The organism is Kocuria tytonicola (genome assembly GCF_003687455.1).
In the GTDB taxonomy this organism is placed as follows: Bacteria; Actinomycetota; Actinomycetes; order Actinomycetales; family Micrococcaceae; genus Kocuria; species Kocuria tytonicola.
In genome coordinates, this window is record NZ_PHOA01000013.1 from 17,890 (window position 1) to 38,056 (window position 20,167).

Here is a 20,167-nt window from a genome sequence, read left to right on the forward strand (position 1 = left end):
TGAACCCATGACTGCGGATTCCGGACCCACCGCCACCACACATCAGGGGAGCACCGGAGCGGCTGTCCCCCGTGAACAGCCTGCGAACCTGCCGCTCGGGGGCGAACTCGTGGACCGCCTCGCCCGTGAGGAGCCCCTCACCTGGTGGAACCCCGCGGTGACGGACACCGCGAGCGGACTGGCAGCCTCCGGGATCGACCCCGCGATGGTGGCCGACGCGGCCGCCCGCCTGGAACGGTTCCGCCCCTGGATCGCGCAGACCTTCCCGGAGACCGCTGCGGCGAAGGGGCTCATCGAGTCCCCGCTGCAGGAAGCGACCGCGTGGGCGCGTGGTGCGGGGATCCGTGAGGGCCGGGTGCTGCTCAAGCGTGACGACATCCTGCCGGTGAGCGGTTCTGTCAAGGCTCGCGGGGGTGTGCACGAGGTGCTGCAGCACGCCGAATCCCTCGCCGTGGCGCACGGTCTGCTTCCGGGCCCGCCCCACCCCCCGGAGGAGGTGCCGGACTACGCCGTCTTCGCCACCGAACCCTTCCGCCGGCTCATGGGCGCGCACCGCGTGGTGGTGGGCTCCACGGGGAACCTGGGGCTGTCTATCGGGATCATCTCCGCGGCACTCGGCCTGCAGGCCACGGTCCACATGTCCACGCACGCGCAGCAGTGGAAGAAGGACCTGCTGCGCTCCCGGGGTGTGGAGGTCGTGGAGCACAGCACGGACTACACGCAGGCGGTGGCGGCGGGTCGTGAGGCGGCCGAGGGGGACGAGTCCGTGCACTTCGTGGACGACGAGCACTCCCTGAGCCTCTTCGCGGGCTACGCCGTGGCCGGGTCCCGCGTCGCCGTGCAGCTGCGTGAGCGGGGCATCCCGGTGGACGCCGAGCACCCGCTGGTGGTGCACCTCCCGTGCGGCATCGGCGGCGCCCCGGGCGGAGTGGCCTACGGGCTGAAGCGGGAGTTCGGGGACGCCGTGCACTGCGTGTTCGTGGAGCCCACGCAGGCGCCGTGCATGCTGCTGGGTGTCCACACGGGGCGCCACGACGACATCTCGGTGGCCGAGCTGGGGCTGAGCACCCGCACCGTGGCGGACGGACTGGCCGTGGGCAGGCCCTCCGGGTTCGTGGGCCGCGCGGTGCAGGGCCTGATCGCGGGCTACGTCACGGCCTCGGACGAGCAGATGCTCGCCCGGGTCAAGAGCCTGTCCTCCTCTGAGGGCGTGATCGTGGAGCCGTCCGCGGCGGCCGCGCTCGAGGCCGTCCACCGGGTCGCCACGGCCTCGGCGGCAGGCGCGGCGGGCGACTGTCGGGCACGGGGGGTGCCGGCGGGCCATGACGACGCCGCCGCGCCGGAGATCCCCGTCGGCGCCACCCATCTCGCGTGGCTCACGGGCGGCGGCATGCTCCCGGATGAGGTCCGCGCGCGCTACACGGGGTGAGCGGGCGGCGTCGTCCTCCGGGCAGGCGTGGCCCGGAGCCCGGCTGAGATGGCCTCCCCGTTCTGCGGGCCGTGGCCGCCGAGGGAACGGCTGAGACCTCCCGCACAGGAAGGTGCACACAGTGCAAGTACTGCCGTACGATGAGCACCATGACCGCCCAGCTGATTCCCTCGTGCCGCACCAGGGCCACGGGTGAACCCGCGGACAAGCGTGAGGTCATCCGGCTGCGCAACAGGCGGTCCATCATCACGGCGGCGGGTGAGCTCGCCACGGAGCGGGGCATCGCGGGAGTGGGCGTCAACGATCTCGCCGCGCGGGCGGGCGTCTCCCGCCGCACCATCTTCAACCACTTCCCATCCGCGCAGGACGCCGTCTTCGAGTACCTCTCGGGCCAGGTCACGGGCTTGATCGACCGCATGCTGCGGGAGCTTCCGGCGCCGGACCCGGGTGCGGGCACCGAGCTGGGGGACGTGTACCGGCAGCTGATGGAGGCCCTGCGCACCCCCACGCTGCTGGACGAGCTGCAGCCCGTGTTCTCCGTGGACCGCCAGGACACCCCGGCGGCATCCCTGTGGGAGTTCCGGGTGACCCGCACAGCGGTGGACCGCCTGGCGGACGTGCTGCGGGAGCGGCTGCCGCAGTACACGCCGTTCCAGATCCACCTGGTGGCCACCACGCTCATCAACTCCCTGGTCGAGTGCCTCGACGAGTGGCTCGCCCGGACGGACGGTGCCCTGGACGAGGCCGCCCGGCGCACCTGGAGCGAGCTGCTGGCCACTGCGCTGGCCGTGCTGGGGCGAGGCTTCGATGCGTGACGCCGCGGCGTCGTCGAGCAGCACGGGGTGACCGTCCCAGACCACCCACCACGGGGTGTGGGACCCCACCACTGACTTCACCGGCCGCCGTGCGCGGCCCACACAGCACGATTTTCCCGATTCGCTAGGAGAACTTCCGTGGCACGACTTCTGTACCGGCTGGGCAAGGGCGCAGCCGCTCACGCGTGGGCGGTGATTCTGGTGTGGGCCGCCGTCCTGGCGCTGGCCGTGGGCGGGGTGGCCCTGTCCGGGGTGCACCTGAGCAACGCCATCACCATTCCCGGCACCGAGACCCAGAACCTCGCGGACCGGCTCAAGGCGGAGATGCCCGAGGCCAACCAGGGAACCGGCCGCGTGGTGTTCTCCACGCAGGACGGCTCCGAGTTCACGCAGGCCCAGAAGGACGGCATCGCCGAGGCCCTGAAGCGGGTGGACGGGGTGGACGGTGTGGACTCCACCGTGAACCCGTTCGAGCGCCAGCAGCAGCTGGACGACGGCCGCCAGAAGCTCAAGGACGGCCGCGCGCAGCTGGACCAGGGCGAGCAGCGGATCGCCCAGCTCAAGAAGAGCCTCCCGCCGGGGGTCAGTGCCGAGCAGGTGCTCAAGCAGCGCGGCATGGACCCGGCCCAGATCGAGAAGCAGAAGGCGCAGCTCGAGGAGGGGGAGAAGACCTACGACCGCATGGGCGACTACCGTGTGGTCTCCAAGGACGACAACTCCGCGATCAGCGTGGTCACGTTCACGGTGGAGCAGAACGCCGTGGAGGCGGACACCAAGACCGAGGTCATGGACGCCGTGCGCAACCACCCCGTGAAGGGCGTGGACGCCGAGTTCTCCCAGGAGATCGCCCAGGACATCTCCTCACTGGTGGGCCCGGCGGAGATCATCGGCGTGGTGATCGCGGCCATCGTCCTGCTGCTCATGCTGCGCGCCGTGGTCCCGGCCGTCCTGCCCGTGCTGACCGCCCTGCTGGGGGTGGCCGTGGCGGCGTCCGCCACGCTGGCGTTCTCCGGCGTGATCGACATGATGTCCGTGACCCCCATGCTCGGTGTGATGCTGGGGCTGGCCGTGGGCATCGACTACTCGTTGTTCGTGCTCAACCGGCACCGCCAGCAGCTGCGCACGGGCATGTCCGTGCGGGAGTCCATCGGGATGGCCGTGGGCACCTCCGGCACCGCGGTCTTCTTCGCGGCGCTCACGGTGATCGTGGCGCTGGTGGCACTCAACGTCGCGGGCATCCCGTTCCTGGGGCTGATGGGCACGGCCGGCGGTCTGGCCGTGGCCGTGGCACTGCTCATGACCCTCACCCTCACTCCCGCCCTGCTCTCTCTCGCGGGCAAGCGGGTGCTCCCGAAGAAGGCGCGCACCGCGGCACCGCGTGAGGACCAGATCGACCCGCACGACGTGCCGCTGCACCTGCGGCACCCCTGGATCACCACGCTCGCGTGCGTGGCCGTGCTGGTCGTCCTGGCGCTGCCCGCCCAGAGCATGCGTCTGGGGCTGCCGGACGCCTCCACCGAGGCGCAGGACAGTACCCAGTACAAGGCCTACCAGCGCATCGCGGAGGACTTCGGTGCGGGGGAGAACGGCCCCATCGCCGTGGTCGTGGATCTCCCGGAGGGCCTCTCGGAGGCGCAGGCCAAGGACAAGATGGACGCGGTGGCGGACCGGCTCGCGGACCAGGAGGACGTGGCGAACGTCCTGCAGGGCAGCACCACGGACGACCGCACCACCGGAGTGATCCAGGTGATTCCTTCGTCCGGCCCGGCGGAGGCGGCCACCGAGGAGCTCGTGGGCAGCATCCGCGGTCTCAACGACGGTCTGGAGAAGGACGAGGACGTTCACGTGGGCGTGGCCGGGACCACGGCCGCGAACATCGACGTGTCCCAGCTGCTCGGTGAGAAGCTGCCCCTCTACCTGGGGGTCGTGCTCGTCATCTCGCTGGTGCTGCTGCTCATGGTGTTCCGCTCCATCCTGGTCCCGGTGATCGCCACGGTGGGCTTCCTGCTCTCCGTCCTGGCGTCCTTCGGTGCCGTGGTGGCGGTCTACCAGTGGGGCTGGGGCGGCGCGCTGTTCGGCGTGCACGATCCCGGGCCCATCCTGAGCTTCCTGCCCACCCTGATGGTCGGCATCCTCTTCGGCCTGGCCATGGACTACCAGCTCTTCCTGGTCTCCGGCATGCGTGAAGCATACGTTCACGGGCATGCGCCCCGTCAGGCCGTGGTGTACGGCTTCAAGGCGGGCCGTTCGGTGGTCACCGCCGCGGCAATCATCATGATCTCGGTGTTCGCGGGCTTCATCTTCGCGGACCTCGCCATGATCCGGCCCATCGGCTTCGCCCTCGCGGGCGGCGTGCTCCTGGACGCCTTCGTGGTGCGCATGCTGCTGATCCCCGCGGTCATGCGGCTGCTCGGGGACAAGGCCTGGTGGATCCCGCGCTGGCTGGACCGCATCCTGCCGCGCGTTGACGTGGAGGGTGAGTCCCTCGCCCGCGAGGGCGCCGCCGCCGGTGCCGTCTCCGGTGCCACCGAGCAGGACGACGACGCCGCACGCCGCGCCCGCGCGCGGGGTCGCCACCGCGCGGAGACCGCCCACCGCCACCGGGCTGCCGGCCAGCGTGCTTCTGATCGCTCTGCCACCGAGCAGGGTGTTCCTCACCGGGGCGCCCAGGGTTCGGCCACCGAGGGAGTCGAGGACTCGACCGGCGCGCTGGATGAGGCCGCGGGGTCGGGACGTGAGGGGACACCTCGCGCGGCAGAGCGCGCAACCGGTCCGGCGGGCGCCGCGGGAGCCGGTGCCACGGCAGCAGCGGCGCTCGGCACGGCGGCTCAGGGTGCAGCGCACCCCGCGCCGGAGAAGGAGACGGGCGCCCCCCGTTCCGGGACCACCGGCACGCCGGCTGCGGCCCACGCGGCCCGCCACACGGCGTCGTCCCCGGAGCACGAGGAGGGCGCGGTGCCCACCGAGAGCGATCGGGTCCGTGCCCTGCGCCACGGCCGTCACGCGGCGGCGTCGGCGGACCACGCCGTGGCCGCCGTGGACGTGACCCTCGTGCCCGCGGATGCCGCCCTGCGGCTGACCAACCAGGGGCTGCGGGTGCTGCCCAACGTGTGGGAGTCCGAGGACAAGCTGCTCGCCTCCCTGGCCGCCGAGGACCGTGAGGAGGCCGCGCCGCACCGGGGCATGCACAAGCGTGCGGAGTTCCGGAAGGTCATGGTGGCGGGGTACCCGGTGGTCGTCGCGCGTCCGAAGGCGGCGCTCGCCCGTACGGACGCGCCCGTGGTGATCCACTGGCACGGCGGCGCGTACGTGCACCCCGTGACCACCACGCACTGGCGGTGGATCGACGCCCTGATCCAGCGCACGGGTGCCACGGTGCTCGTGCCGGGCTACGGTCTCGCCCCGGACCACACGGTGGACGAGGCACTCGTGCTGGCCGACGGCGTGTGGGACCTGGCGCGCACGCTGGGCACCCGGGTGCTCGTCTCCGGCGACTCCGCGGGTGGCGGTCTGGCGGTGGCCCAGGCCATGCGGCTGCGCGACGCCGCGGCATCGCCCGCCCGGGAGACGCACCCGGGGGCGGCACCGTCCGTCCCGGCGACGCCCGAGGGCCTGATCCTGATCTCCCCGTGGGTGGACGTGACCGTGAGCAACCCCGAGATCGAGGAGTACCGGGACGTGGACCACATGCTGGACACCGAGGGCCCCCGGGCCGCGGGCCGCTGGTGGGCGGGCACCCGTGAGGTGACCGACCCCGTGGTCAGCCCCGCGTTCGGGGACGTGCACGGGCTGCCGCGCACGTTCGTGCTGCAGGGGGACCGGGACATGCTCTACCCGGACACCATGGAGTTCGTCACGGACCTCGTGCGTGCCGGTGTGGACACCACCACGGTGGTGTGTGAGGGTGGCCCGCACGTGTACGCGCTGATGGTCTGGTCCGACCGCGCCACCGAGGACCTGGACCGGGTGGTGCGCTGGATGGGTCACTGACCCGCACGGCGCCGAACAGAGCAGTGGGCCCGCAGGAGATCTCCTGCGGGCCCACTGCTGTCTCAGGTGGAGCTCAGTTCTCGGAGTCCTCCGAGGACTCGGGCGACTCGTCCTTGTGCCCGTGCTCCAGCACCACGCCGTCCTGGTTCTGACCGGTGGCCACCTGGATCTTGCGGGGCTGGGACTTGGGGGAGACCGGGATGGTCACGGTCAGCACGCCGTTGTCGTAGGCGGCCGTGATGTTCTCGGTGTCGATGCCCTGGCCCAGGTTCAGCTGGCGCACGAAGGAGTGGTTGCGGCGCTCCCGCACGATCCACTTGGTGTCCTTCTCCGCGGAGGGCAGACGGCGCTGTGCGCGGATGGTCAGCAGCTGGCCGTCCACGTCCACGTCCACGCTGGTGGGGTCGATGCCCGGCAGGTCCGCGGCGAGGTAGTAGTTGGAGCCCCGGCGGAAGAGGTCCATGGGCATCTGCTCCAGCCCGTTGCGGGTGGAGAGCACCTGGTTGGCGAAGTTCTGGACCTCGGAGAACGGATCGAAAGTAGCCATGACGGTCATTCCTTCCCTGTGCAGCACATCCGTGGTGTGCCCCGCTGCCCTGCTCGTCCCGCGGACGTGGAGCCATCACGTTTCTTGAGTCCTTCTGACTCAACTACGAAAAATATAGCACTCACCTCGACGGAGTGCCAGAGCTTGGGGCACAAATCTTGAGTGGCCACCGCTCAAGGCGGAATCCTGCGCCCTGTGGCGGGGGTTTGCCGCTCCGGCGGCTCCCCGGCTGCCTGCTGCGCCCTGGTGACCCGCGGAAGCCGGGCCACGGCGCCCCGAAAGGGTGGGCCACGGCGTCGTCGGCATCCGTAGGATGGTGGCCCCAGAGATCCGAACCGCGTCAGGAGGACCCCGTGCCCAAGGCGAAGAAGAACGGCCGCGCGCGGCAGGACGAGATCCCGTCCACGCTGCAGCGCTCCGACGAGAAGGCGCAGGACACGTTCGCGCAGACCTGGGACTCCGCCCAGGACGAGTACCACGACGACGCCCGTGCCGCACGCACCGCGTGGGCGGCGGTCAAGCACACCCACGAGAAGGTGGGGGACCACTGGGAGCCCAAGGAGGAGAACGGTCCGTCCGACGACAGTGCCGAGAAGGGCGGCCTGAACTCGGAGGACACCGCCGGGGGAGTGGACGCCCACGCCTCCAAGGAGCATCTCTACGAGATCGCGCAGGAGCTGGACGTGCAGGGCCGCTCGGGGATGACGAAGGACGAGCTGGTGGACGCCATCGAGAAGGCGAACGACAAGAGGACGCGGGACGCCCGGCAGTAGCCACTCCCCGAGCGTCCACGGTGACTGGGGTGCAGTTCCACCCACGAGAGCGCCGACACTGCGGGCAGAACTGCACCCCAGAACCTTTCGAGGGCGCGCAGGGAACGCGCTACAGCTGACGCGCCAGGAACACCGATGCGGTGGTGGACTCGTGGAAGGACTCCACGGGCTGGTAGCCCCGGTTGCGGAACATCGCGATGCCCTCGGTCATCTCGGGGTTGAGGGACACCACCGCCGTGACCGCGCCGAACGCCCGGACCTTGTTCTCCAGGGCGCGCACGAGGGTGCGGGCGTGGCCCTTGCCGCGGTGCGCCGGGGCGACCCAGATCCGGCGCAGCTCCACACGCTCCTCGTCCAGCTTCCGGACCGCGCCGCACGCGATCACCTCCCCCGTGACGAGGTCCGTCATGAGGAAGAAGTCCCCGTGGGGCGGGGTGACGTCCTGGGCCCCGGTGACCTCCGTGAGCTCGGGGTCGAAGCCGCCGTCGATCCGGTGGTCGAGCTCGCTGAAATAGGCGCTCAGGGCCTGCCGCGTCTGCTCACTGGCGGCCTGACCCTCCACGATGCGGACCGGTTCGGTGGCGTTCATCCCACCATCGTGACAGCTGCGTGTCCTGTTCACCAGCACCCGCGTGGGGTAGTTTTCGTGCGTGACCGACACCCGTTCCAGCGCGAAACCGCGCCTCTCCGTCCTGGTTCCCACGCCGCTGCTGATCACGGAGATCACCGAGCCGGCCGCGTACCGCAACCGCAGCCCGCACGAGTCGGACGTGCACATGCACCCCGGTGGCCAGGGACTGTGGGTGGCCCGCATGGCGGGATCCCTCGGAGCGGACGTCTCGGTGAACGGCCCGTTCGGCGGGGAGCTGGGTGCGTTGATCCGCTCCATGCTGGACGGGCTGGGCATGCAGGTCAACGCCGTGCGCTACGGGTACGGCAACGGCGGCTACGTGTACGACCTGCGGGGCGACGACCGCGAGACCGTGGCCCACATGCCGCCGCCGGAGCTGTCCCGGCACGAGCTCGACGATCTCTACGGCACGGCGTTCGTGGACGCCCTCGCCTCGGACGTTCTCACGGTCACGGGGTCCGAGCCCGGGGACGTGGTGCCGGCGTCGTTCTTCGGCCGTCTCATCCGGGACACCCGGGACGCCGGGACCACCGTGGTGGCGGACCTCAGCGGCGCGCCCGCGCTCGCGGCCGTGGACGCCCACGTGGACGTGCTGAAGATCAGCCACGAGGAGGTGCGGGACCTGGACCTCGCCCCGGACGACACCCCCGAGTCCCTCGTGGCAGCCGGGTGGGCGCTCGTGGAGCGGGGCGCGGGCGCCGTCGTCGTCTCCCGGGCCAAGGACCCGGCGCTGCTCGTGGAGCACGACGCGGTGCGCGAGGTCTCGGCGCCCTCGATCACCCCGCTGGACCACCGCGGCGCGGGGGACTCCATGACGGCCGGCATCTCCGTGGGGCTGGCCCGCGGCCTCGACCTCGTGGACGCCGTGGCACTCGGGGCCTCCGCCGGCGCGCTCAACGTGGCCCGGCGCGGCCTGGGGACCGGGAACCGGACCACCATCGAGAAGTTCGCGCGGCAGATCACGGTGCGCACCGTCTCCTGAGGCCCGGGGGCCCCGCAACCCAGACCTCCCACCCTGGTCCGGTTGACGGGCGCGTGCCACCATGGACCCCATGCACATCCTGGTCACCAATGACGACGGCATCTCGTCCCCGGGGCTGGCGGTTCTGGTGCGGGCCGCGCTGGACCGCGGGCACACCGTCACGGTGGCCGCGCCGGCCGAGGAGTACTCGGGTGCGAGCTCGTCCTTGTCCGGCGAGGAGATCGACGGGCGGATCGCCCTGGTGCCCGCGGACCCCCCGCACATGCCCGAGGGCGTGGAGTGCGTGGGGGTGCGGGCCGCCCCCGCCCTGATCGCGTTCCTCGCGTCCTACGGGGCGTTCGGCCCGCGCCCGGACATGGTGCTCTCGGGCGTGAACCTGGGTGCGAACACGGGCAAGGCCACGCTGCACTCGGGCACCGTGGGCGCCGTGCTCACGGCCGCGTCCCACGGCATCCCGGGCATTGCGGTCTCCGTCACCTCGGGCGCCCCGCAGCACTGGGAGACGGCGCTGCTGGTCACGCGCTTCGCCCTGGAGCGCTGGGAGGGCCGGGCCTGCCACGAGTGGATCCTCAACCTCAACGTCCCGGACGTGGCCCCCGAGCGGCTGCGAGGTCTGAGGCCCGCGCGGCTCGCGAGCTTCGGCGCGGTGCAGGCGCAGATCGGGCGCGGGGACGAGAAGCACATCGCCGTGACCTACAGCGCGGAGACGGGCCCCGAGGAACCGGACAGTGACCACCACCTCCTCACCCACGGCTGGGCCACCGCCACCCTGCTGCGCGCGCCGGTGGACGATCCCCACCAGGACCTGCGCACCGTCACCCCCGCGGAGCTCGGCATCGCGGACCCCGCTGCGGACGACGCCGCCGCAGCCTCCCCGGGGAGCGTCACCGTGGACGCCGCCACGGTCATGCGCCGGACCTGAGGCTCACCGGTCCCCTGCCGGCGATCACGGCGGCCACCGGGGCCGTCCCGCCCCCGCGGAGCCCGGTTCCCCACGCTCCATGCACGCGTACGCGACGAGGGGATAGTCTTCCCGCCAGGAGAACTCGCCCGAGCGCCGTCGGCCACTGACCCAGGACGTGAGCGGGCACGAACCAGCTGCGGAGGCTTGACGATGGCATCGACACGAGCGGCGGACACGCAACCGAGCGACGTCGGGGGCGCACCCGCGCCCCAGCGGCGGGACTGGGTGGCGCTCGGGGCACTCGCCGCGGGGCTCGGGATGATCGTGCTGGACGGCACGATCGTGGGCGTGGCCCTGCCCGCGATCATCTCCGACCTGCACCTGGACCTCACGGACGCCCAGTGGGTCAACAGCCTCTACGCGGTGCTGCTCGCGGCACTGCTGCTGTCCACGGGCAAGCTCGCGGACCGGTGGGGACGCAAGACCATGTTCATGGCGGGGCTGCTGGTGTTCGCCGGGGGCAGCCTGCTGGCGGCGCTGTCCGGGACGGCGGGGGCGCTGATCGCGTCCCGCGCGGTGCAGGCGCTGGGCGCGGCGTTCATCATGCCGTCCACGCTGTCCACGGTGAACGCGCTGTTCCGCGGCAAGTACCGGGGGCCCGCGTTCGGCGTGTGGGGCGCGGTGATGTCCGGTGCGGCGGCCATCGGCCCGCTCGTGGGCGGCGCACTGACCCACTGGGCGTCCTGGCACTGGATCTTCCTGGTGAACCTGCCTCTCGCCGCGATCATTGCGTTGGTGGGCTGGCGCAGCATCACCAACACCCGCAGCGACGTGCGCGAGCGCGGCGCGGACGTGGACGGCGCCATGCTCAGCGCCCTGGCGTTCGGTGCGCTGGTGTTCGCGATCATCGAGGGCCCGGCCATCGGCTGGCTCACCCCCACGGCGGACTTCTCGATCTTCGGCTGGGTGTGGCCGGCCACCGCGTCCGTGTCCGTCGTGGCAGTGGCGCTCGCGGTGGGACTCGTGGCGCTGGCGCTGTTCGTCGTGTGGGAGCGCCACCGGGCCCGCGTGCGCCGTTCCGCCCTGCTGGACCTGAACCTCTTCCAGGTGCGCACGTTCTCGTGGGGCAACCTCACGGCCGCCATGGTGGCCGTGGGTGAGTTCGCGATCATCTTCGTGCTGCCGCTCTACCTCACCAACGTGCTGGGGCTGAACATCATGCAGTCCGGCCTGGTGCTCGCGGCCATGGCGATCGGCGCGTTCATCTCCGGGGCGTCCGCGCGGCACCTCGCGGCGCGGTTCGGCGCTCCCGGGACGGTGCTGATCGGCCTGGGACTCGAGGTGGTGGGGGTCGCCGTGCTCGCGCTGCTCATGGGGCCCAGCACCTCGGCGTGGCTGATCGCCCTGCCGCTCGTGGGCTACGGCGTGGGCCTGGGGCTCGCCTCCGCGCAGCTCACCGGCACCGTGCTGCGGGACGTTCCCGTGGCGTCGTCGGGCCAGGCGTCCGCCACGCAGAGCACCGTGCGCCAGATCGGCTCGGCGCTGGGCACCGCCTTCGCGGGCGCGGCGCTGTCCGTGTCCATGGGGCTCACCCTGCCCGCCGCGCTCGGTGAGACCGGCCTGCAGCCCGGGCAGGCGGACCAGCTCGCGGAGGCCACCCGCCAGTCCGCGGGCGGCATGATCCCGCAGCTGCGGGAGCAAGCCGCCCAGCAGCCCTTGGGCCCGGAAACGCAGCACGTCGTGGACGCCCTTGCCACCGGGTTCACCCACGCCACGCAGTGGGCGCTCGCGATCGCCACGGGATTCATCGTGCTGGGCTTCGTCGGCGCACTCCAGGTCCGCCGGGCCGCGCGCCGGGAGGAGAAGGACGCCGCCTGAGCGGACGTGTCGGGGCTGCCGCTCTGACTGGCTGCTGGCTCTCCGCGGACGGCCCGGTGGACAACCCCGCGGGACCGGCTCCGCGCGCATCCTCACCGGGGTGCGGTGCGGGCACAGTGGCCGAACGGCCATTGTCCGCGCCCGCCCGGTCTGAGACGGTGGAAGACCGGGAGATTCCCGGTGGAACAACCGGAGCAGGTGAGACGGCCATGTCCACGAGCGAACCGAGAACCGTCAGCGGACAGCAGGCCAGCAGGGCAGAAGCAGCCGGTGCCTCACGGTCGCAGCCCTGGGAACCACAGGGCAGGCGCAAGCAGATCCTGATGGCCGATCCGTACTACCCCCATACAGTGTTGCGCGCAGTGTTTCTGGCTGCAGTGATTTTTCTCGCCATGATGGGGCTGTCTCTGGTGTTGGCGCTGACGATCTGGCCGCATGAGATCGACCGGAGTTCGCTGGTGGCGCCTTCCATCTATGCGGTCATCTTTGCCGGTGGACAGCTTGCCCTGCACCGGTTCCGGGTGGGTCGACTCGAAGCGTGGGGGCGGATTCCGCCCAGGGGTGAAGCCAGGAGAATGCGGGGCGGGTGACTCCGGCCCTAACGGTGAGACCAGCTCCCCATCCCTCGCACCGCCGGCAGCGCGTACCAGCGGGCCAGCGGTGCGAGGTCCTCGACATCCTCCACCCCGTCCAGGGGCTGCCACCGCAGCTCGTCGATCTCGGCGGCCGGAGCAGGGGTCTCGGTGAGCGGTACGGAGCTGACGAACACGTGGCTGTTCAGCCCGTGGCCGGGCTCGTTCGCGGCGTCCGAGTGCCACTCGCCCACGGGGGCCAGCTCCTCCGGTGACAGCTCGATCCCCAGTTCCTCCCGGACCTCGCGGACCCCGGTCTCCAGGGCGGTCTCTCCCGGCTCGGGTTTGCCGCCCGGGAACATGAACATGCTGGTCCCGCGCTTGCGCACCGTGAGCACGTGGCCGTCCGAGGCGCGGCGCAGCACCACGCCGGTGACCGTGATGACGGGCCGTGCGGCGTCGTCGTCGGGGGCGGAAGCGGGGCCGGAGGCGGGGAGAGCATCATGGGAGGCGGACACCCGCCCAGTCTAAGGAGACACCGTGACCGACCCGCTGACCGACCTGCAGGTACCGATCGTCCAGGCGCCCATGGCGGGCGGCCCGTCCACCCCGGCGCTCGCGGTGGCCGTGACGCGCGCCGGTGGGCTGGGGATGCTCGCCGCGGGGTACAAGACCGCGCAGGCCATGGCGGAGGAGATCCGGGTGGTCGCCGCGCACACGGACCGCTTCGGGGTGAACCTTTTCGTCCCGGAGCAGGACCCGTCCGATCCCGCGAACCTCGCCGCGTACGCACAGGCCCTCGCCCCGCTCGCCGCGGAGCTGGGCATCCCGGCTCCCGCGGTGGGCGAGTACACGGACGACGACTACCCCGCCAAGCTCGACCATCTCGTGGCCCATCCCGTGCCGCTGGTCTCCTTCACGTTCGGTCTGCCGAGTGCGGCGGACGTGGCCCGGCTGCGGGAGGCGGGCAGCGCCGTCGTCCTCAATGCCACCACCGCCCGGGAGGTGACGGCCGCCGCCGAGCTCGCTCCGGACGCCATCGTCGTCCAGGGCACCGAGGCCGGCGGGCACCGCGCCACCCACGGCCAGGCCGCGGAGCCGGAGGACATCACCACGACGGCGCTGCTCACCGCCGCGCGCGAGCTCACCGGGATTCCCCTGGTTGCCGCGGGCGGTGTGGCCCGCCGCGACGACGCCGCGGACCTGCTGCGCCGCGGGGCCCGGGCCGTGCAGGTGGGCACGCTGTTCCTCACCGCGCAGGAGGCGGGGACCAAACCCGCGCACCGCGAGGCCCTGCTGAGCGCAGCCGGCGGGGAGACCGTGGTGACCCGGGCGTTCTCCGGACGGGCCGCACGCGCGCTGCGCAACCGCTTCACCGACCGCATGGCGGGGGCCCAGGTGAAGGGCTACCCCCAGGTGCACTACATGACGGCCCCCCTGCGGGCGGCCTCGAAGGACGACGCCCAGGGCCTGAACCTGTGGGCCGGCACGGGCTTCGCGGCGTGCCGGGCCACGACCGCGGAGGACGTCGTGGCCCAGTTCCGCGGGCTCTCGGCGAAGTGAAAGATCCCCGCTTGCTACCTACCATACGTATGGTAGGTTTACGGCATGACCACGAAACCTGAGATCCTCGACGGCGCGCTGGAGGTCCTGCGCGCCGGCGACACCCTGACGCTGGATGCCGTCGCGAAGCGCGTGGGCATCACCAAGCCCGGCGTGGTGCACCACTTTCGCACCAAGGAGGCGCTGGCCGTCGCCGTGGTGGAGCACCTCCTGGACGCGTGGGAGGCGGAGCTGGTCCGGCGTGCGGGCCCGGACGCCACGGCCACGGACCTGCTCCGCGCCTACGTGGAGCACACCCTGCTGGGCTCCATGGACCCCGCGGACCTCGCCCTGATGGCCGAGCCCAAGCTGCAGGAGAAGCTCTCGGCCCGCTGGGCCCGGCGCATGAACGCGTGGTTCGGGACGATCACGGACCCCCGCCTGCTGGCGGTGCGGCTGATCGCGGACGGCGCCTGGGTGGACCGGTGCCTGGGGGTCCTGGATGCGGACGAGACCCGGCGCGGCGCCGTCGTGCGGGTGGCCGTGCAGCTCATGGAGGAGGCGAGAACCCAGTGAAGAAGTGGATGTTCCTGGTGGCGGCGATCGCCATGGAGGTGACCGGATCCATCTCGCTCAAGGCGGCCATGGAGCACCCCGTGCTGTACGCGGTGGTCACCGTGGGGTACGCGGGGTCGTTCATCTCGCTGTTCATGGCCCTGCGCAACGGCATGAACCTGGGAGTGGGGTACGGCATCTGGGGCGCCACGGGTGTGGCGGCAACTGCCGTGCTCTCCCTGCTCATCTTCCACGAGCCCATCACCCTGCTCATGGGGATCGGGATCGTGGTGGTGATGGCCGGTGTGCTGCTGATCGAACTCGGGTCCCAGGCGGCCCAGAAGAAGGCTGAGGTGTCCTCATGACCGGTGCTGCTCTGCTCGCCCTTGCCGGGGCGATCGTCAGCGAGGTGACCGGAACCGTCTCGCTGCGCCTGGCCACCGGCGGCGGCAAACGGTGGTGGGTGGGCGCGATCGTCGGGTACGTCCTGGCGTTCGTGCTGCTCAGCGTGGTGCTCTCCCACGGCGTGCCCCTCGGGGTGGCGTACGGTGTCTGGTCCGCCACGGGTGTGGGGCTCACGGCGATCATCAGCCGCGTGTTCTTCAAGGAGCCATTCACCTGGGTCATGGGCCTGGGACTCGCGCTCATCATGGGCGGTGTGCTGCTCATCGAGTTCGGCGGGGGCCACTGAGCACTCGTACCGGCCGGGCCCCGGGGATAGTGTGAGGACAGGGCCGCAGCCCGGTGGAACACCGTGCCGGGCTGCGGCGTGCCGAGTGACCAACCCCGACCGACCACCGCAGGGAGACCCCATGACCACCCAGAAGATCGTGGCCGCCCCGGCCAAGGCCGCCATGTTCCTGGTCCTGACCGTCAACGAGGGCGCGGAGTCCCAGGTGGCGGACGTGCTCACCGAGGTGTCGGACCTCACCAAGGCCGTCTCGTTCCGGGTCCCCACGAGCGAGCTCATGTGCGTGGTGGGCGTGGGCTCGGACGCGTGGGACCGGCTCTTCGACGCGCCCCGACCTCAGGACCTGCACCCCTTCCGGGAGATCGCCGGGCCCGTCCACACCGCGGTGGCCACGCCGGGTGACCTGCTGATCCACCTCCGGGCCGGCACCCAGGACGTGTGCTTCGAGCTCGCGAAGCACCTCATGAAGCGTCTGGGCCCGCACGTGCACGTGGTGGACGAGGTCCACGGCTTCAAGTTCTTCGAGGAGCGGGATCTGCTGGGCTTCGTGGACGGCACCGCCAATCCGGAGGGCGACGCCGCCGTCGCGGCCGCCCTCGTGGGGGACGGTGACCCCGCCTACCGCGGTGGCAGCTACGTGCACGTGCAGAAGTACCTGCACGACATGGCCGCGTGGGAGGCCCTCTCGGTGGAGGAGCAGCAGCGGGTGATCGGCCGCTCCAAGCTGGAGGACATCGAGATGCCGGACGAGGAGAAGCCCGCCAACTCGCACGTGGCCCTCAACGACCTCGACGACGTGGCCGGCCGCCCGCGCGAGATCGTGCGGGACAACATGCCCTTCGGGCGTGTGGGCTCCGAGGAGTTCGGCACGAACTTCATCGGCTACGCCGCGGACCCCTCGGTGACCGAGACCATGCTCCAGAACATGTTCCTGGGCAACCCGCGCGGCACCTACGACCGCATCCTGGACTTCTCCACCGCGCAGACCGGCGGCCTGTTCTTCGCACCGCCGCAGTCCTTCCTGGACGACCCCTCCAGCGTCAGCGCCTGAGAGAAGAACCCGCCGCGCCCTCCCCACGAGGTGCACGGCGGGCCCAGTCCGGGGCGGGCCGTCAGCCCTTGCGGAGGAACCTCCCGAAGAACTCCGCGAGCTCGGCGGTGGCGTCCAGGGGCAGCACGGCGGCCACGTAGTGGTCCGGGCGGACCACCACCACGGCGCCGTCGCGGCTGATCTTCCGGAGGTCGAAGATGTCCTCACCGGGGATCGCGGCGTAGACGCGCTCCCAGTAGTTCAGTTCGAGCGGGCCCACCCGGGGCTTGAACGCGCGTGGGACGGCATTGATGTCCACCTGGTCGTAGGGCTGCTGGTAGGTGACGTCCACGTCGAAGAGCGTGGCCTCACCCTCGCCCTCGCGGCGGTAGGCCACCAGCGGGGACGCGGGGTCGTTCTGCAGCCACTCGGCGAACGCCGCGGTGGGGGAGTTCGCCCCGGCCACGGCGGAGTCCGCGTACACGTGGATGCGCCAGCGCCCGTCCGCGGTGGCCTCGTGGCCCTGGTGGACCACCATGGCGTCGCACACGCGCTGGACCCGGGCGGACTTGAAGCGCTTGCCCACGGGCCAGCCCTGCGCGAGGTCCTGGTGCTCGGTGTCGGCGACGATCAGCGAGGGCTGGTACTCGGTCATGAATCCCGCGGGGAACTCGGCCGTCTTGACGTAGAACTCCTCCAGGTACTTGGGGTCCGGGAGCTTGTCCTGCGGGGTGGCCATGAGCGTGGACCACTCGCGGTCGAAGTCGATCAGGTTCTTGGCGATCACCTGGCGCTCCTCCGAGTAGGTGTCCAGGAGGGACGCGTCCGCCCGCCCGGAGAGCACCGCGCCGAGCTTCCAGCCCAGGTTCCAGCCGTCCTGCATGGACACGTTCATGCCCTGCCCGGCCTTCGCGGAGTGGGTGTGGCACGCGTCCCCGGCAATGAACACCCGGGGGCAGCGGGTGCCGCGGTCCTCAGTGTCCACGTCGTCGAAGTGGTCCGTGAGGCGGTGTCCCACCTCGTACACGGAGGACCACGCCACGGACTTCACGTCCACGGAGTACGGGTGGATGATCTGGTTGGCCCGCCGGATCACCTCCTCGATGGGGGTCTTGCGGATCTCGTGGTTGTCGTCCTCCGGCACCTCGCCCAGGTCCACGTACATGCGGAACAGCAGCCCGCCCTCGCGGGGGATGTGCAGGATGGAGCCGTGCACGGAGTTGATCGCGCACTTGGTGCGGATGTCCGGGAAGTCGGTGTTGGCCAGCACGTCCATGACGCCCCACGCGTGGTTCGCACCCTGGCCCTCGAGCCTGCGCCCGATCGACTTGCGCACGCGGGACGCGGCGCCGTCGCACCCGAAGACGTACTTGGCGCGCACGGTGCGCTCCTCGCCCTCGCGGGGGCCGGCCACGTGGCGGACGGTCACGGCCACGGGGTGCTCGTGCTCCTGGTCGATCTCCAGGCCCACGAACTCGATGCCGTAGTCCGGCTCGATCCTCCCCGGGCCCCGCTTGGCGGAGCGCAGGAAGTAGTCCATCACGCGGGCCTGGTTCACGATCATGTGCGGGAACTCGGAGACCCCGTGGGGGTCGTCCGCGGGGCGCCCGGTGCGCACGATGTTCTGCGGGTTCGTGGGGTCCGGGTTCCAGAAGCACATCTCGCGCAGCATGAAGGCTTCCTGGATGATCTCCTGCGCGAAGCCGAAGGACTGGAAGGTCTCCACGCTGCGTGCCTGGATGCCGTCCGCCTGACCGATCTCCAGGCGCCCGGGGCGCCGCTCGATCAGCCGCGTGCTCACCTCCGGGTACTGGGAGAGCTGCGCGGCGGCGATCACGCCGGCCGGGCCGGACCCCACGATGAGCACGTCCATGGTGTCCGGGAGCTCCTGGGCGCGGTCCACGCCGTACCCGCGGGCCTCCTCGATCCGGGGGTCCTCGGAGACGTATCCGTTCTGATGAAAGAGCATGCCTTCTCCTGCGTTCTGCGGTGGTGTGGGCCGAGGGCCCGTCCCGGGCGGAGCCACGGTGCCCGCTGCCCGGTGGATCGGTGGAGTCCACGTCTGTTGCCTGGATCATATACGATGTGTGGCCCACGTAACAGGGGGCGTTGCCCGCATGGCGACGCCGCCCGGCCCAGCCTCGCTCGGGCCATTCCCGCCCCGGATTTCCGGACCTCGGGAGACAGCTCACGGCTTTCCGGGGAGAATGGTGTGACGTGAACCACTTGCCCGCCCCGGCAGGATAATATACGATTTCGAATAACATTCTGCCGACCACGAGGAGGCGGTCCCGGTGACCGAGAACCCCCAGAACGCCCAGAGCACCCTCGGCGGGACCCACGGTGCGCAGCCGGTCCCCGTGCGGCCCGGCAAGATCATCGCGGTGCACGTGGCCTACGAGTCCCGTGCCGCGCAGCGCGGCCGCAAGCCCGCCGTGCCCTCCTACTTCCTCAAGCCCGCGAGCTCCCTGGCGGGTTCGGGTGCCGCCGTGGAGCGCCCCGCCGGCACCGAGCTGCTGGCCTTCGAGGGGGAGATCGCCCTGGTGGTCGGCACGCCCGCCCGCAACGTCTCCCTCGAGGACGCCTGGGACCACGTGGCGGCCGTGACGGCCTCCAACGACTGGGGCCTCTACGACCTGCGCGCCGCGGACAAGGGCTCCAACCTGCGCAACAAGGGCCGGGACGGCTACACCTCCCTGGGTCCCTCGCTCCTCGACGCCCGCGAGGTCTCCCCGGAGCAGCTGCGGGTGCGCACGTGGCTCAACGGGGAGCTGGTGCAGGAGGACACCACCGCACCCGAGAACATGATCTTCCCCCTGGCCCAGTTCGTGGCGGACCTCTCCCAGCACGTGACGCTGGAGGAGGGGGACGTGATCCTCACCGGAACCCCCGCGGGCTCCTCCGTGGCCCGGCCCGGGGACGTCGTGGAGGTGGAGGTCGATGCGCCGTCGGCCCCCGGAGCGCCGTCGTCCGGTCGCCTGGTGAGCCGCGTGACCGAGGGGACCGAGCCGTTCGACGAGGGCCTGGGAGCCATGCCCGCCGTGGACGACACCCAGCGCGAAGAGGCGTGGGGGTCCCGCGCGGCCGCCGGTCTGCCCGAGCAGGGCGCCGCGCACGCGCTGAGCCCGCAGCTGCGCGCGAAGCTCGAGAAGGCCCCCACCGCGGGACTCTCCGCCCAGCTGCGCAAGCGCGGGCTGAACAACGTGGTGGTGGCGGACGTCTTCCCGCAGACCCCCGGCAGCAAGCTCGTGGGCCCCGCCAAGACGCTGCGCTTCGTGCCCAACCGCGAGGATCTCTTCACGACCCACGGCGGGGGCTACAACGCCCAGAAGCGCGCGTTCGACGCCGTGGGCGAGGGTGAGGTGATCGTGATCGAGGCCCGCGGGGAGACCGGTTCCGCGACCCTCGGTGACGTCCTCGCGCTGCGCGCCCGCCACAACGGTGCGGCCGGCGTGGTCACGGACGGCGGCGTGCGCGACTACGCCGCGGTGCAGGAGATCGGGCTGCCCGTGTTCTGCAAGGGCCCCAACCCCGCGGTGCTCGGCCGGCGCCACGTGCCGTGGGAGTCGGACGTGGCCGTGGCCTGCGGCAACGTCACCGTGCTCCCGGGTGACGTGGTCGTGGGGGACGACGACGGCGTCGTCGTGATCCCGCGCGCGCTCGCCGAGGAGGTGGCCCAGGACGCCCTGGCCAAGGAGCACGAGGACGGCTGGGTGGCCGAGCGTGTGGCCGAGGGCCACCCGGTGGACGGGTTGTTCCCGCCCACCGGGCAGTGGAAGGAGAAGTTCCAGCAGTGGCTGTCCGAGAACCCTCTGCCCTCCGAGTGAC

The 20,167-nt window shown here is 71.5% G+C and carries 18 protein-coding genes; 14 read left to right on the top strand and 4 right to left on the bottom strand.

Features of this window, described 5'->3' with window-relative positions; genetic code table 11:
• Positions 1-7 precede the first annotated feature (7 nt).
• From dsdA to CWC38_RS03150, 3 genes are all read left to right on the top strand, one after another.
• Entirely contained in the window at positions 8-1,429 is a 1,422-nt protein-coding gene (dsdA, locus tag CWC38_RS03140) for a D-serine ammonia-lyase (RefSeq protein ID WP_121845375.1), read from the top strand.
• 140 nt (positions 1,430-1,569) lie between these two features.
• Positions 1,570-2,244: a TetR/AcrR family transcriptional regulator gene (locus CWC38_RS03145; RefSeq protein ID WP_240625021.1), complete on the top strand. Its 675-nt coding sequence runs from the start codon at positions 1,570-1,572 to the stop codon at positions 2,242-2,244.
• A 138-nt stretch (positions 2,245-2,382) separates the two neighbouring features.
• Positions 2,383-6,234, top strand: a complete 3,852-nt coding sequence (locus tag CWC38_RS03150) for an MMPL family transporter (RefSeq protein ID WP_121845376.1) — start codon at positions 2,383-2,385, stop codon at positions 6,232-6,234.
• 73 nt (positions 6,235-6,307) lie between these two features.
• On the opposite strand, the gene CWC38_RS03155 is transcribed toward CWC38_RS03150, so the two are convergent.
• Positions 6,308-6,781, bottom strand: coding sequence for an Hsp20/alpha crystallin family protein (locus CWC38_RS03155; protein WP_121845377.1), 474 nt, complete (start codon positions 6,779-6,781; stop codon positions 6,308-6,310).
• A 353-nt stretch (positions 6,782-7,134) separates the two neighbouring features.
• Here CWC38_RS03155 and CWC38_RS03160 point away from each other — a divergent pair, with 353 nt between their 5' ends.
• Positions 7,135-7,554 (top strand): ChaB family protein, encoded by a 420-nt coding sequence (locus tag CWC38_RS03160; RefSeq protein ID WP_121845378.1) that lies wholly within the window; start codon positions 7,135-7,137, stop codon positions 7,552-7,554.
• Between the two features lie 109 nt (positions 7,555-7,663).
• On the opposite strand, the gene CWC38_RS03165 is transcribed toward CWC38_RS03160, so the two are convergent.
• A complete protein-coding gene (locus CWC38_RS03165) occupies positions 7,664-8,143 on the bottom strand; it encodes a GNAT family N-acetyltransferase (RefSeq protein WP_121845379.1) in 480 nt (159 codons plus the stop codon).
• A 61-nt stretch (positions 8,144-8,204) separates the two neighbouring features.
• Here CWC38_RS03165 and CWC38_RS03170 point away from each other — a divergent pair, with 61 nt between their 5' ends.
• The 4 genes from CWC38_RS03170 (at position 8,205) to CWC38_RS03185 (ending at position 12,539) form a co-directional block, all read left to right on the top strand.
• Positions 8,205-9,167: a 1-phosphofructokinase family hexose kinase gene (locus tag CWC38_RS03170; RefSeq protein WP_121845380.1), complete on the top strand. Its 963-nt coding sequence runs from the start codon at positions 8,205-8,207 to the stop codon at positions 9,165-9,167.
• A 70-nt stretch (positions 9,168-9,237) separates the two neighbouring features.
• Entirely contained in the window at positions 9,238-10,089 is an 852-nt protein-coding gene (gene surE / locus CWC38_RS03175; protein WP_121845381.1) for a 5'/3'-nucleotidase SurE, read from the top strand.
• Between the two features lie 192 nt (positions 10,090-10,281).
• Positions 10,282-11,949: an MFS transporter gene (locus CWC38_RS03180; RefSeq protein ID WP_121845382.1), complete on the top strand. Its 1,668-nt coding sequence runs from the start codon at positions 10,282-10,284 to the stop codon at positions 11,947-11,949.
• Positions 11,950-12,158: 209 nt separating this feature from the next.
• Complete coding sequence (locus CWC38_RS03185; protein WP_121863829.1) at positions 12,159-12,539, top strand: hypothetical protein; 381 nt, start codon at positions 12,159-12,161, stop codon at positions 12,537-12,539.
• 8 nt (positions 12,540-12,547) lie between these two features.
• On the opposite strand, the gene CWC38_RS03190 is transcribed toward CWC38_RS03185, so the two are convergent.
• Positions 12,548-13,039 carry an NUDIX hydrolase gene (locus CWC38_RS03190; protein WP_121845384.1) on the bottom strand — a complete coding sequence of 164 codons (492 nt, stop codon included), beginning with the start codon at positions 13,037-13,039 and terminating at the stop codon, positions 12,548-12,550.
• A 22-nt stretch (positions 13,040-13,061) separates the two neighbouring features.
• Between CWC38_RS03190 and CWC38_RS03195 the strand changes: the two genes are divergently transcribed.
• From CWC38_RS03195 to CWC38_RS03215, 5 genes are all read left to right on the top strand, one after another.
• Positions 13,062-14,084: an NAD(P)H-dependent flavin oxidoreductase gene (locus tag CWC38_RS03195; RefSeq protein WP_121845385.1), complete on the top strand. Its 1,023-nt coding sequence runs from the start codon at positions 13,062-13,064 to the stop codon at positions 14,082-14,084.
• 45 nt (positions 14,085-14,129) lie between these two features.
• On the top strand, positions 14,130-14,639 hold the full coding sequence (locus CWC38_RS03200) for a TetR/AcrR family transcriptional regulator (RefSeq protein WP_121845386.1): 510 nt from the start codon (positions 14,130-14,132) through the stop codon (positions 14,637-14,639).
• Complete coding sequence (locus CWC38_RS03205) at positions 14,636-14,983, top strand: DMT family transporter (RefSeq protein ID WP_121845387.1); 348 nt, start codon at positions 14,636-14,638, stop codon at positions 14,981-14,983. The genes CWC38_RS03200 and CWC38_RS03205 overlap by 4 nt, the downstream gene beginning before the upstream one ends.
• On the top strand, positions 14,980-15,309 hold the full coding sequence (locus CWC38_RS03210) for a DMT family transporter (RefSeq protein ID WP_121845388.1): 330 nt from the start codon (positions 14,980-14,982) through the stop codon (positions 15,307-15,309). Before CWC38_RS03205 ends, CWC38_RS03210 begins: the two co-directional genes overlap by 4 nt.
• Before the next feature lie 121 nt (positions 15,310-15,430).
• Complete coding sequence (locus CWC38_RS03215; RefSeq protein ID WP_121845389.1) at positions 15,431-16,360, top strand: Dyp-type peroxidase; 930 nt, start codon at positions 15,431-15,433, stop codon at positions 16,358-16,360.
• Positions 16,361-16,421: 61 nt separating this feature from the next.
• Here the strand turns inward: CWC38_RS03215 and CWC38_RS03220 are convergent, their stop codons facing one another.
• Positions 16,422-18,308 carry an FAD-binding monooxygenase gene (locus CWC38_RS03220; protein WP_121845390.1) on the bottom strand — a complete coding sequence of 629 codons (1,887 nt, stop codon included), beginning with the start codon at positions 18,306-18,308 and terminating at the stop codon, positions 16,422-16,424.
• Between the two features lie 325 nt (positions 18,309-18,633).
• Between CWC38_RS03220 and CWC38_RS03225 the strand changes: the two genes are divergently transcribed.
• Positions 18,634-20,166: a fumarylacetoacetate hydrolase family protein gene (locus tag CWC38_RS03225; RefSeq protein WP_121845391.1), complete on the top strand. Its 1,533-nt coding sequence runs from the start codon at positions 18,634-18,636 to the stop codon at positions 20,164-20,166.
• Position 20,167: the final 1 nt, after the last annotated feature.